A 12,451-nucleotide genomic window follows, 5' to 3' on the forward strand; every position below is an offset into this window, starting at 1 on the left:
ACGACATGACCGACGACGTTCTCGCCAGGCTGGAGCGCCTCACCCGCATCGAGTCGCCCTCCCTGGACGTGCGCGCCAGCGAGCGGACGGCCGAGCTCCTCGCCGGCTGGTTCACCGACGCGGGGGCCGCGGTGCGGATCGAGCGGACGGACGCCGGAGCGAATCTCGTGGCCGAGCTGGACGGCGTCGGCGACCCGCTGCTCCTGGTCGGCCACTCGGACACCGTCTGGCCGCACGGCACTCTCGACGGCGACGTGCCGTGGTCCGTCGACGGCGACACCGTGCGCGGACCAGGGGCCTTCGACATGAAGAGCGGGCTGCTCGTGATGATCGCCGCCCTCGAGCGGTTGCGCGGACGCCGCCACCGCGCCGTCCGGGTCGTGATCGTCTGCGACGAGGAGGTCGGCTCGCCCACCACGCAGGGGCTGCTGCGCGCGTGCGCGGACGGCGTCGCCGGGGCGATCGGGTTCGAATCCCCGCACCCGGACGGCGCGCTCAAGGTCGGCAGGCGCGGCAGCACCCGGGTGCTGCTCGGCGTCCGCGGCCGCGCGTCGCACGCCGCGCTCGACCCGGAGAGCGGCGTCTCCGCCATCGACGAGCTCGTCGACCAGCTGCTGACGGTGCGGGGCATCGTCGGCGACGGCGCCCTGCCCTCCGAGGTGCTCTGCAACATCGGGACGATCCGCGGCGGCGGCCGCGCCAACGTCGTGCCCGCCGAGGCCGAGGCGGAGATCGGCCTGCGCTTCCTCGACGGCGAGACCGAGGACGCCGTGCTCGGCGCCCTGCGCGGGCTCACGCCGGTGCGCCACGGCGCCGAGATCGAGGCCCGGCTGCTCAGCAACCGACCGGCCTGGAGCCCGTCGGCGGCCGACGCCTCGCTGCTGGCCGCGATCGCCGCGGCGGGGCGACGCATCGGCCAGGATGTGACCGGGCGGCCGGCGAGCGGCGCGGGCGACACCAACCTGCTCGGCAGCATCGGCATCCCCACCGTCGACGGCTTCGGTCCGCGCGGCGGCGGCGCGCACGCCGTGAGCGAGCACTTCTCGCTGGCGTCGCTCGGGGAACGGATCGACCTGCTGGAGGCGGTGCTCGCGGACGTCCCGGACGCCTGACCGCGACGCGCTCACCACTCCCCGCCGGCCGTGGGCGGCAGCGCATGCCCGCGCGGCGTGAGCAGGTAGACCGTGCGGCGGCTGTGGCACCACGCGGCGTCGAACGCCGCACGGGGATACGTGCGCAGGCCCGCCGCTCCTCCCGGGTTCGCCGGGTCGGCCACCAGGACGTCACCGGCAGCGTCGAACCCGCGGATCACGAGGAGGTGCCCTGCCGTGTCGTAGTCGGCCCCGGCCAGCTCGCCGGGCCCGAACGAGATGGAGGCGATCAGCGGGATGCCGACGTCCGTCAGCACCTGCGCCGAGCGCAGCGAGGAGAGCCGGGTCACCACCGCGTCGAGACCGAGCCCACCGGCGACCGCCGCGTTGAACGACCAGTTGCCCGTCCCGTCGTAGGCCGCGTCGTAGGCGGCGCGGGCGACCCACGGCACCCGCGGGTCCGCGCCGTCCGGCACCTCCTCGGGCGCGGCGTCCGGGATGGCGGCACCCCAACCGAGCGCCACCATCGTCAGCGAGGTCGGCGAGCACCAGGAGGGCCCGCCGCCGCCGAGGTCGTCGCGCTCGGGATAGGCGCGCTGGGAGAGCGGCGTGACCGTCGCGGCGACCCCGAGAGCACCCGCGCCGGGCACGGTGTCCTGGGGTGCCGCGTCCTCGGGTCGACCCGCATCGCTCGGCGCCATGGCAGGCGCCGAGAAGCTCACCGCCGCGAGCCGCAGCGGCCGCGAAACCGGCGCACCCTCGGGCAGCGAGACCCGCAGCTGCACCGCATCGAACCGGTCACCGTCCCCGGCGGTCAAGACGTCCGTCTCCACCACCGGACCCGTGACGCCGTCCGCCCGCCCTGCGCTGCGGCGATCGCCCGGCGCGCCCCACCGCGCGAGCAGCTGCCAGGGATGCCAGACGCCGTCGGCCGTCCTGGCGCGCAGCTCGACGAGCGCCGTCGCACCGGCGTCGAGGTTCCAGGAGGCCACGGCCTGGTCGGCCGCCGCCTCCCCGCTCCATCCCGGTTCGAGCACCGCGGAGGTCCAGGTGCGCCCCCTCCAGCCGTGCTCGACGGAGGCGCGCACGAGCCGGGTGCGCCAGGAGCGGGCGGCGGGACGGGACAGCGGTTCGGGCGGCATCGTCTCTCTCACATCAGTTGGGGGCACATCAGTCGGGCATGATCCGGAACGGATCATCTCCCATCGCCGACGAGGCGTCAACGCATTCGAGATTCATCGCGGAGTGCAGAATGCTCAGTGTGATCCCGGTCAGTCGGTCGATTCGGGCAAATCAACCAACTCGAACTGGTCACCCTGCGAACATTTGCGACCGCGGGGCATGCGAAGAGTGTTCACCGATTCGTCACCCGTCGGCAGATATCTGGAACGAATACGTTGACCTGGACGCGCTCCATGCTGTTCCATTACTCCAACCCTGGTGGTCCTGAATCGCTGGACCTGGGCCCGATGGAAGGACTCACATGCGCACCAGATCCCGCACACATCTCATCCGGGCGCTCGCGTTCGCCGCCGCGGCGGCGGTCGTCGCCGCTCCGGCCGGCGCCGCGAACGCCGCGACCCCGCACAGCCTCCATGCCGCCACCGCGACCCCGACGTCCGGCAAGGACGCCAAGACGATGCGGATCGCCACGTCCGGCTTCGTGGACAGCTTCAACCCGTGGACCTCGATCTACCTGCTGCCGACGAACATCTTCCGCTACATGTACGAGAACCTCGTGCAGAACAGCGACGAGGACGGCTCGCCCACCAAGGGCCTCGCCGACCACTGGAAGGCCGAGGACGGCGGCAAGAAGTGGGAGTTCACGCTGCAGGACGGCCTGACCTGGTCGGACGGCAAGCCGATCACCTCGGCCGACGTGAAGTACACGTTCGACCAGATGATGACGAACCCCGACCTCGCGGTCGCGAACGGCAGCTTCGTCGCCAACTTCGCCGACGTGCAGGCGCCGGACGACAAGACGGTGATCATCGACCTGAAGGCGCCGCAGGCTCCGAACCCCGGCATCGAGGTCCCGATCCTGCCCAAGCACATCTGGGAGAAGGTCTCCGACCCGGCGAAGTACGCGAACGACAAGGACGTCGTCGGCTCCGGACCCTTCCTGCTGGAGAGCTACAAGGCGAACCAGTTCATCACCCTCAAGGCGAACCCGAAGTTCTGGCGGGGAGCCCCGAAGATCGACAAGATCCAGTACGTCTACTACACGAACTCCGACGCCCAGGTGCAGGCGCTCCGCTCCGGCGACGTCGACTTCGTCTCCGGTCTCACGCCGACCCAGTACCAGGCGTTGAAGGGCGCGGAGGGAATCACCGAGCACTCCGGCATCGGGCGCCGGTTCTCGTCGCTCAGCTTCAACTCCGGCATCAAGACCGTCGACGGCCAGGCGTTCGGCAACGGCAACCCGGCCCTGAAGGACCTCCAGGTGCGCCAGGCCATCCGGCTCGGCACCGACACCAAGACGCTGCTCGACAAGGTCCTGAACGGCCTCGGCGAGCCGGGCACCAGTTTCATCCCCGCCTCGTACCCGCAGTGGACCCTGCCCGCCGACGACTCGGCGGTCAAGGAGCTCGCCTACGACCCGGAGAAGGCCAAGCAGAAGCTCGAGGCCGACGGCTGGAAGGCCGGTTCCGACGGCATCCGCGTGAAGGACGGCCAGCGGCTGTCGCTGCGCCTCTTCGTCGACTCGACGGATCCGACGGAGCAGGCCGCCGCCCAGTACTTCCAGCCCTGGATGAAGGAGATCGGCGTCGAGATCAAGCAGGTCGCGACCGACTCCGACACGATCAACGCCGCGACGGTGAAGGGCGACTACGACATCTACTTCAGCGGATGGAGCGTCGGACCGGACCCGGACTACCAGCTGAGCATCAACACTTGCTCGAGCCTGCCGACCAAGACCGACGGCACCGGCGCGACCTCGCAGGACGGCTGGTGCAACCCCGCGTACGACGAGCTGTACAAGCAGCAGCAGACCGAGACCGACGCCGACAAGCGCCAGGCGATCGTGCAGAAGATGCTTCAGCTCAATTTCACCGACACCGCGCAGATCGTCTACTGGTACGCCAGCGGCCTCGAGGCGTACCGCTCCGACCGGTTCACCGACTTCCGGATGATGCCGGCCAAGGGCGGCATCATCGCCAACCAGTCCGGCTACTGGGGCTTCATGGACGTCAAGGCCGCGGGTGACGGCAGTGCCGCAGGCGGCGGCGACGGCGGACCGAACGTCGGCCTCCTCGTCACGGGCGGCGTGATCGTCGTCATCGTGATCGGCGCGATCGTCTTCTTCGCCGTCCGCCGGCGCAAGAGCGTCGACGTCGAGTGACCGATACGGTGGCCGCGGTGGGACCCTCCCGCCGCGGCCACCGCTCTCCCCCGCCGCGTCAGAGAAGCGCCTCAGAGAAGCGCCTCGGAGAAGAAGGCATATGAGCAACGCAACCCCGGTCACCGAGGCGGTGATCCTCGAAGAGCAGGGCGAGGCGACCGTCCGCAGTGCGCCCGCCCTGAAGTTCGCGCTGAGCAAGATCGGCGGAGCGGCGATCAGCCTGGTCATGGTCATCCTGCTCGGCTTCTTCGCGTTCAAGATCCTGCCGGGCGACCCCGTCGCCGCGATGGCGCGCGAGCACCCGATGACATCCGAGCAGATGGCCCAGCTGCGGGCGCAGCTCGGCCTCGACAAGCCGCTCTGGCAGCAGTTCATCGACTACCTCGGCAACGTGTTCACCCTGAACTTCGGCCAGAGCTACGTCTACAAGCAGAGCGTCGCCTCGCTGATCGGCGAGTACTTCTGGAACACCATCCTGCTCACCGGCACCTCGGCCGTGCTGGCGATCGCGCTCGGGCTGTGGCTCGGTCAGCGCGCGGGCTGGCGGCCGGGCTCGCGGTTCGACAAGGTGACGACGAGCACCTCGCTCGTGCTCTGGTCTGTACCGACCTTCTGGCTCGCCCTGCTGCTGCTCATGGTCTTCGGCGGGACGCTGCACTGGTTCCCGACCGGCGGCATGGTCTCGCCGGACGCACCGGACGACCCGCTCGGCCTCACCCTCGACGTGATCTCGCACATGGTGCTGCCTGTCATCACGATGGTCGCCGTCGTGTACGCGCAGTACGTGATGGTGATGCGCGCCTCCGTCATGGAGGAGAAGAGCGCCGACTACCTGATCACCGCGCGCGCCAAGGGCCTGAAGGACGATGACCTGCGCCGCAAGCACGCCGTCCCGAACGCCCTGCTGCCGACCGTCACCCTGGTCTTCATGCACATCGGCGGCCTGATCGCCGGCGCCGTCACGGTCGAGACCGTGTTCTCCTGGCCCGGACTCGGCAAGCTCACGTACGAGGCCATCCAGGGCCCGGACCTGCCGCTGCTGCAGGGCACCTTCGTCGTCTTCTCGGCGATCATCATCGTCATGAACCTCGTCGCGGACTTCGTGTACCGTCGGCTCGACCCGAGAGTGAGGCGCGGATGAGCGGCTCGACCGCGACCGCCACCCGGTCGCCCCGCAGCATGGCCTGGGCGCGCCGGCGCCGGGCCCTCGCCGAGTTCTCGCGGGAGTTCTCCCACAACCGCGCCGGGATGGTCGGCCTGATCTTCCTCGCGATCGTGATCGTCCTCGCGCTGATCGCGCCGCTGCTCGCCCCGTCGTGGATGCTGGATGTGACCAAGCTGCTCGACCAGCCGCGGTTCGCGCCGCCGTCGTTCGCGCACCCGCTCGGGACCGACGACCAGGGCCGCGAGCTCTGGGTGCGGATGATCTGGGGCGCGCGGGTGTCCCTGCTGGTCGGCTTCGCCGCCACCGCGGTCTCGATGATCATCGGCACCATCGTCGGCATCGCCGCCGGTCACTTCACGGGCTGGACCGGCGGGCTGCTGATGCGCATCGTCGACTTCTTCCTGGTGCTGCCCTCGCTCATCCTCGCGATCGTCCTCTCCTCCGTGCTCTCGCGCGGCGTCTGGACGATCGTCATCGCCATCGGCCTGACCTCCTGGGCGGGCACGGCGCGCGTGGTGCGCGCACAGACGCTGTCGGTCGAGTCCCGCGACTACATCGAGCGGGCCAGGGTGCTCGGCGCCGGCCACTGGCACATCATCGTCAAGCACCTGCTCCCCGCGGTGCTCCCGCTCGTGCTCGCCAACACGACCCTCACCGTCGGGTCGGCGATCATCGCCGAGTCGACGCTGTCCTTCCTCGGTCTCGGGGATGCGACGCTCCAGTCCTGGGGTTCCGTGCTGAAGAACTCGATGGACGTGTCCGCCGCCACCGCGGGCTACTGGTGGTACGTGCTCGTCCCCGGTATCGCGATCGTCCTGGTCGTGCTCGCCTTCACGCTGGTCGGCCGCGCGGTCGAGACCATCGTGAACCCGACGCTGAGGAGCCGCTGACATGCCGGAGCTGACTTTCGACGACGTGAGCATCACGTACCGCACGGCGGGCCGCACGGGCGACCGCGGCGAGGTCGCGGCGGTGAAGAACGTCTCCCTCTCCCTCCCCGCCGGCGGAACGCTCGGCATTGCGGGCGAGTCGGGATCGGGCAAGTCGACGCTCGCGATGAGCGTGCTGCGCCTGCTCCCCACGAACGCGAAGCTGACCGGCCGGGTGCGGATCGGCGACACCGACGTGGCGGACCTGCGGTTCGGCGAGCTGCGTGCGGTGCGCTGGGCGGAGGCGTCCATCGTCTTCCAGGGCGCGATGCACTCGCTGAACCCGGTGCGGACGGTCGGCCAGCAGATCACCGAGGCGCTCGAGCTGCACGTCGCGGACGGCTGGCGCACCGAGAAGGCCAGGGCGGCCCGCGTCGTCGAGCTGCTGCGTGCCGTCGACCTGGCCTCGGCGAAGAAGGATGCGTACCCGCACGAGCTGTCGGGCGGCCAGAAGCAGCGCGTGATGATCGCGATGGCGCTGGCGTGCGAGCCGGACATCATCATCGCGGACGAGCCGACGACGGCCCTCGACGTGATCGTGCAGAAGCAGATCCTCGACATGATCAGCGCGCTGGTCACCGAGCGCGGCATCTCGCTGCTGATGATCAGCCACGACCTGTCGGTGCTCGCGACCGCGTGCGAGCGGATCGCGATCATGCGCGACGGAGAGCTCGTCGAGCTGGGCGACTCCTACGAGGTCTGCACCAGCCCACAGCATCCGTACACCCGCCAGCTGGCCGAGGCGTTCCCCACGATCGGCGACCCGGCGTCCCGGCTGAATCCGGTCACCCGGCGCGCCGACGCGGACGCGATGCGGTCGCGCGAACGCGAGCTCTCGGACGAGGTGCTGCTGGAGGCGAAGGGCGTCACCGTCACCTACCGCGGCCGCGGCCGTCCGCTCGCCGCCGTCAAGAACGTCGATCTGAGCCTGCGCCGCGGCGAGATCCTCGCGCTCGTCGGCCAGTCGGGCTCCGGCAAGACCACCCTCGCCCGGACGATCGTCGGGCTGCAGCGCGCCGACGACGGCTCGGTCATCCGCTTCCGCGGGACGGACATCCCGCACCGCGGCCGCGCCCTGCGCGCGTTCCGCAGCGAAGTGCAGATGGTGCTCCAGGATCCGTCGGCCGCGCTGAACCCCAAGATCAGCGTCTACGAGTCGGTCGCCGAGGGGCTGCGGGTGCAGCGCTTCGCGGGCGACGAGCAGGAGCGCGTCGCGCAGAGCCTCGCGGACGCGGAGCTGCTGCCGCCGGAGCGCTTCTTCCGCGCCATCCCGCAGGAGCTGTCCGGCGGTCAGCGCCAGCGCGCCGTGATCGCGGGCGCCCTGGCGGTCGGCCCGCAGCTGCTGGTCGCCGATGAGCCCGTCGCGTCGCTCGACGCGTCGGTGCGCGGCGAGATCCTCGCGCTGCTGCTGTCGCTGCGCGACCGGCTCGGGCTGAGCGCCCTCGTCATTACCCACGACCTCGGCCTCGCCTGGAACATCGCCGACACCGTCGCCGTGATGTACGAGGGCGAGATCGTCGAGTACGGCCCGACCGAGCAGGTGCTCCTCGACCCGCAGCACGGCTACACGCGCCGGCTGCTCGCGGCCGCGCCGAGCATCGAGCGGAGGCTGGCATGACCGCCGCCGCGACGGCGGTCGACCGGCTCGCCTACCTCGACACCGCGCCCCTGAAGCCGGGCGACCGCGTCCGCTTCGTCTCGCCGTCCGGCCTCGGCAGCGCCGAGAGCCTGGAGCGCGCGGTCGGCTACTACCGCGACTGGGGGCTGGACGTCGTCGTCGGCGAGCACGTTCTCGACCCGCATCCCCGCGCGTCCTATCTCGCCGGCGCGGACGACGCTCGGCGCGCCGACCTCGTCGACGCCTGGCTCGACCCCGACACGGACGCCGTGGTGTGCATCCGCGGCGGCTACGGCGCCATGCGCCTGCTCGACGGGATCGACTGGGAGCGGATGCGCGCGGCCGCCACCCGGCGCGACGGGCGCCCCAAGCTCCTGACCGGCTCCTCGGACATCACCGCGCTGCACGAGGCGTTCCGCGTACACCTGGGCGTGCCGACGCTGTTCTGCCCGATGGCCGGCAACGACGTCTTCCGCGACTCGGAGTTCGTCCGCGGGGACGTTCAGCGCTGGCTCCTCGAGCCGTGGCGCGGCCGCGAACTGGTCGGGCCGCGCACCGAGGTGCTCGTGCCAGGCACCGCGAGCGGCCGGTTCACCGGCGGCAACCTCAGCCTGCTGGCCGGCGCGATGGGCGCGCCCGAGTCGCTGGACCGGCCGGGCGGCATCCTCTTCCTGGAGGACGTCGACGAGGACACCTACCGGCTCGACGGCTTCCTCGTGCAGCTCGCCCGCTCGGGCCGGCTCGGCGACGCAGCAGCGATCGTGCTCGGCTCGTGGCACAACTGCGGAGAGCCGGGCTCGGTGCGCGCGCTCGCGGAGGAGCTGCTGACCGGGCTCGGCGTCCCCGTGCTGTGGGAGCAGGGCTTCGGCCACGACCCGGACGCGCTCAGCGTGCCGCTGGGTGTGGACGGGACGCTGGTCGCCGAGCCGGACGCTCCGGTCCGGCTGGTCGTGGGCGAGGCGCTCTGATGGCCGTCGTGCTGCCCGAGCTGGATGCGCGCGTGCGCTGGTCGATCCGGGTGCTGGACGCGCGGGACGGCTCCGTCCTCGCCTCGCACACCCCCGACGTCGTCTGCGAGACCGCCAGCATCGGCAAGGTCTTCCTGCTGATCGAGGTCGCCCGCCGTCTGGAGGCCGGCGAGCTCGACGCCGATCGGCGCATCGAGATCCCCGACGAGCACCGGGTCGCCGACTCCGGGCTGCTGTACCGGATGCGCGACCAGCGCGTCACCGTGGCCGACGCCGCGCTGCTGGTCGGCGCGGTCAGCGACAACCTGGCGACCAACGCGCTGCTCTGGCTGTGCGGGCTGGACACCGTGCGTGCCGTCGCCCCGTCGCTCGGCTTCGCCGACACCTCGCTGCACGACTTCATCCGCAACGAACGCACCCCCGACCTGCCGTGGACGCCGTCCTACGGCACCGGCGCGGAGCTCGCCGAGCTCATGCGCCGGCTCGGCGCGGGCGAGGTGGTCTCGGCCCCCGTCAGCGCGCGGGTGCTGGAGTGGCTCGCCGCCGACACCGACACCTCGATGGTCGCCGACGCGCTGCTGCTCGACCCGCTCGCGCACGTCGAGCCCGAGTATCAGGACATGGTGTTGCGTCACAAGACCGGCAGCACCTCCGTCATCCGCGCCGACATCGGGCACCTCGCCGGGCCGGCCGGCTCCGTCGCGTACGCCGTCGCGGCGAACTGGAAGGACGCGGACCGCGACCTGCGGGCGCCGGTGCACGACGCGATGCGCGCGATCGGCGAGCAGCTGCGGGCCCATGTCACCGGGATGGCCAGGGGATGAGCGCCGGGTTCGAGGAGGCGGAGCGCGAGCTCGACGGTCTCCGGTTCTCCGCGCTCGCGGTGGACGTCGACACCGGCGAGACGCTGTTCGAGCACGCGCCGGATCTGGTGCTCGACACCGCCAGCGTCGGCAAGGTGTTCCTGCTGCACCGGCTGCTCACCGAGGTGGATGCGGGCACCCGGTCGCTCGAGGAGCGTGTCACCCGGCGCCCGTCGGAGTGGATGGACAACTCCGGGCTCTGGTACCTGCTGCAGGCGGACACGCTCTCGCTGTACGACGTCGCGGCGCTGATCGGAGCCGTCAGCGACAACGCGGCGACGAACACCCTGTGCCGGGTCGTGGGGCTGCCGACCGTGCAGGAGCACACCCGGTCGCTCGGCTACGTGGACTCCGCGCTCGACGACGTCGTGCGCTGGCCGCTGCCGCCCGGCGCGCCGCGCACGCTCTCACACGCCACGGCGGCGGAGCTGGTGCGCTTCGTCCGGCGGACGGCGACGGCCGCCGACCTGAGCCCGGCCTCCGCCGACACCCTGCAGCGCTGGCTCGGGGCCGGGATGGATCTGTCGATGGTCGCGTCCGCGTTCGGGCTCGACCCGCTGGCCCATTACCTCTTCGACCGCGACATCTGGCTGTGGAACAAGACCGGCACGATCTCGACCGTCCGCGCGGACACCGGCCTCGTCATGTCCCCGGACCGCCGGATCGCCTACGCGGTGCTCGCGAACTGGCCGCGCGGGACGGACGCCCGCGACCGCGTCCTGGCGGTCATGCGGACTGCGGGCGACGCGTTACGGAACGTGCTCGCCGAACCTCGCCCGGACGGAGGCGCCCTGTGATACTTCTGCTATGTCCTCCGAGAGGCGAGATGTGAACGCCGTCGAACTGGGAAGCCCGCACGAGCGGTACGACGCCCGCGTGCAGCGCCGGTCGGCGCTCGTCCTGAAGCGCCGGGTGATCGAGCAGGAGCGCGAGCAGCTGGCGCACGCGCTGGACTGGGCGGCGGAGGATCCCGCGTTCGAGCGCACCGCTGCACTGATCGTGGCCGCACGGCGCCGGTTCGTGCTCGGCGCCGCGAAGTCGTTCACCTACGCATCCCTGATCGCGATGGACCTGAGCGCGGGCCTCGCCAATGTCGTCCTCATCGACGGCACGATCGTGCGCCCGCTCGACGTGCTCAGCGACGTGCGCTCGAGCGACGTGCTCGTGGCGTTCTCCCTCGCCCGCTACCGCAAGTACACGGTCGACATCGCCGAGCTCTTCAAGAAGGCCGGCGGGACGCTCGTCGTCATCACCGACACCCCGGACGCCCCGCTGGTCTCGATCGCCGACGAGTGCCTGATCGTGGACACGGCGAGCGCGTCGTTCGCCAACTCGCCCACCTCGGTCGCCCTCGTCATCCACATCCTCACCACGCTGACGACGGCGAGCGCGAAGGGCGCAGGGCGGCGCCTCCTGGAACGGGACCGGCTGGCCGAGGACCTCGGCCTCTACCTCGACGAGTAGGGGCGGGGTCAGGCGCCGAGCCCGAGGCTCGTGCCGAGCCAGGCGGAGAGGCGCTCCATCGTCTCGCGGATGGCCGCCTCCGCGTAGTGGTGCGGGTCCCAGCTCGCCCAGATCGGGATGGTGACGTCCACTCCGTCGCGCACGAGCCGGGCGGAGGGCAGGCCGAACGACGGCGGCTCGACGACCACGGCGATCCCGCGTCCCGCGGCGACGAGTGCCTGCGCCACCGGTCCGCTGGACGCCTCTGCTGCCCGCTCGAAGGCGAGATCGGCGTCCAGGATCGCCTGGTCGACCACGTGCCGCACCTCGCTCCCGACCCGCTGCACGATGACGCGCTCGCGCACCACCTCGGCGAGCTCGATCGTCTCCCGTCCCGCCCACGAGTGTCCTGCGGGGACCTGCACGAGGATGGGCGCGTCGATCAGGCGCAGCCGGCCGAAGCCGGGCGGAGGACCGAGCGTGTTGACGGCGACGTCGGCGTTGTTGCGGGCCAGCTGGTCGTACACCTCGGCGGGCAGGTAGCCGCGGACGTCTCCGATCGGAGCCCCGGTCTCGGCGATGAACGGCGCGAGCACGATGTGCGCCTGAGCGTGCGGGCACACCACCACGAGGTCGGGCACGCCGGTGGGCAGCGACGCCATCACGGAGAGTCCCTGCGAGAGCCGGTCGTGGATGTCGTGCGCGATCGGCAGGAAGCGCAGGCCGGCGCGGTTGAGCACCAGGCCCGCACTGGTGCGGGCGAACAGCGGCATCCCGACCTCGGCCTCGAGGGCGGCGAGTCGCCGGGAGAGGGCGGGCTGGGACACGTAGAGCTCGCGGGCGGCCGCGCTCACCGACCCGGATCGGGCGGCGGCGAGGAACGCGTCGAGCTGGCGGATCTCCATAGATATGCTCCGAACGCATAGCGGCGCGCGATTTTTGGCATTTCCAGAATAGCCCGGGAGCGGGCAGGGTTGTCCTCACCCGTTCCGGGCGGCGCGACCGCGCCGCTCACGGGTCCCGCGACACCC

The 12,451-nt window shown here is 71.4% G+C and carries 11 protein-coding genes; 9 read left to right on the forward strand and 2 right to left on the reverse strand.

The window, feature by feature from the left end; genetic code table 11:
* The first annotated feature begins 5 nt into the window (after window positions 1-5).
* Window positions 6-1,112 (forward strand): M20/M25/M40 family metallo-hydrolase, encoded by a 1,107-nt coding sequence (locus AAME72_RS03220; RefSeq protein ID WP_348788799.1) that lies wholly within the window; start codon window positions 6-8, stop codon window positions 1,110-1,112.
* A gap of 11 nt (window positions 1,113-1,123) precedes the next feature.
* Here the strand turns inward: AAME72_RS03220 and AAME72_RS03225 are convergent, their stop codons facing one another.
* Window positions 1,124-2,233: a C39 family peptidase gene (locus AAME72_RS03225; RefSeq protein ID WP_348788800.1), complete on the reverse strand. Its 1,110-nt coding sequence runs from the start codon at window positions 2,231-2,233 to the stop codon at window positions 1,124-1,126.
* Window positions 2,234-2,574: 341 nt separating this feature from the next.
* Here AAME72_RS03225 and AAME72_RS03230 point away from each other — a divergent pair, with 341 nt between their 5' ends.
* From AAME72_RS03230 to AAME72_RS03265, 8 genes are all read left to right on the forward strand, one after another.
* On the forward strand, window positions 2,575-4,434 hold the full coding sequence (locus tag AAME72_RS03230) for an ABC transporter substrate-binding protein (RefSeq protein WP_348788801.1): 1,860 nt from the start codon (window positions 2,575-2,577) through the stop codon (window positions 4,432-4,434).
* Window positions 4,435-4,534: 100 nt separating this feature from the next.
* Window positions 4,535-5,575 (forward strand): ABC transporter permease, encoded by a 1,041-nt coding sequence (locus AAME72_RS03235; RefSeq protein ID WP_348788802.1) that lies wholly within the window; start codon window positions 4,535-4,537, stop codon window positions 5,573-5,575.
* Window positions 5,572-6,489, forward strand: a complete 918-nt coding sequence (locus tag AAME72_RS03240; protein WP_348788803.1) for an ABC transporter permease — start codon at window positions 5,572-5,574, stop codon at window positions 6,487-6,489. The genes AAME72_RS03235 and AAME72_RS03240 overlap by 4 nt, the downstream gene beginning before the upstream one ends.
* A gap of 1 nt (window position 6,490) precedes the next feature.
* A complete protein-coding gene (locus AAME72_RS03245; protein WP_348788804.1) occupies window positions 6,491-8,146 on the forward strand; it encodes an ABC transporter ATP-binding protein in 1,656 nt (551 codons plus the stop codon).
* Complete coding sequence (locus AAME72_RS03250) at window positions 8,143-9,114, forward strand: LD-carboxypeptidase (protein WP_348788805.1); 972 nt, start codon at window positions 8,143-8,145, stop codon at window positions 9,112-9,114. The genes AAME72_RS03245 and AAME72_RS03250 overlap by 4 nt, the downstream gene beginning before the upstream one ends.
* A complete protein-coding gene (locus tag AAME72_RS03255) occupies window positions 9,114-9,938 on the forward strand; it encodes a serine hydrolase (RefSeq protein ID WP_348788806.1) in 825 nt (274 codons plus the stop codon). Before AAME72_RS03250 ends, AAME72_RS03255 begins: the two co-directional genes overlap by 1 nt.
* Window positions 9,935-10,774 carry a serine hydrolase gene (locus tag AAME72_RS03260; protein WP_348788807.1) on the forward strand — a complete coding sequence of 280 codons (840 nt, stop codon included), beginning with the start codon at window positions 9,935-9,937 and terminating at the stop codon, window positions 10,772-10,774. Before AAME72_RS03255 ends, AAME72_RS03260 begins: the two co-directional genes overlap by 4 nt.
* A 10-nt stretch (window positions 10,775-10,784) precedes the next feature.
* A complete protein-coding gene (locus tag AAME72_RS03265) occupies window positions 10,785-11,441 on the forward strand; it encodes an SIS domain-containing protein (protein ID WP_348788808.1) in 657 nt (218 codons plus the stop codon).
* Between the two features lie 8 nt (window positions 11,442-11,449).
* Here AAME72_RS03265 and AAME72_RS03270 read toward each other — a convergent pair whose 3' ends face one another.
* Window positions 11,450-12,325 (reverse strand): LysR family transcriptional regulator, encoded by an 876-nt coding sequence (locus AAME72_RS03270; RefSeq protein WP_348788809.1) that lies wholly within the window; start codon window positions 12,323-12,325, stop codon window positions 11,450-11,452.
* Window positions 12,326-12,451: the final 126 nt, after the last annotated feature.

This window comes from Leifsonia sp. NPDC080035, assembly GCF_040050925.1.
GTDB lineage: Bacteria > Actinomycetota > Actinomycetes > Actinomycetales > Microbacteriaceae > Leifsonia.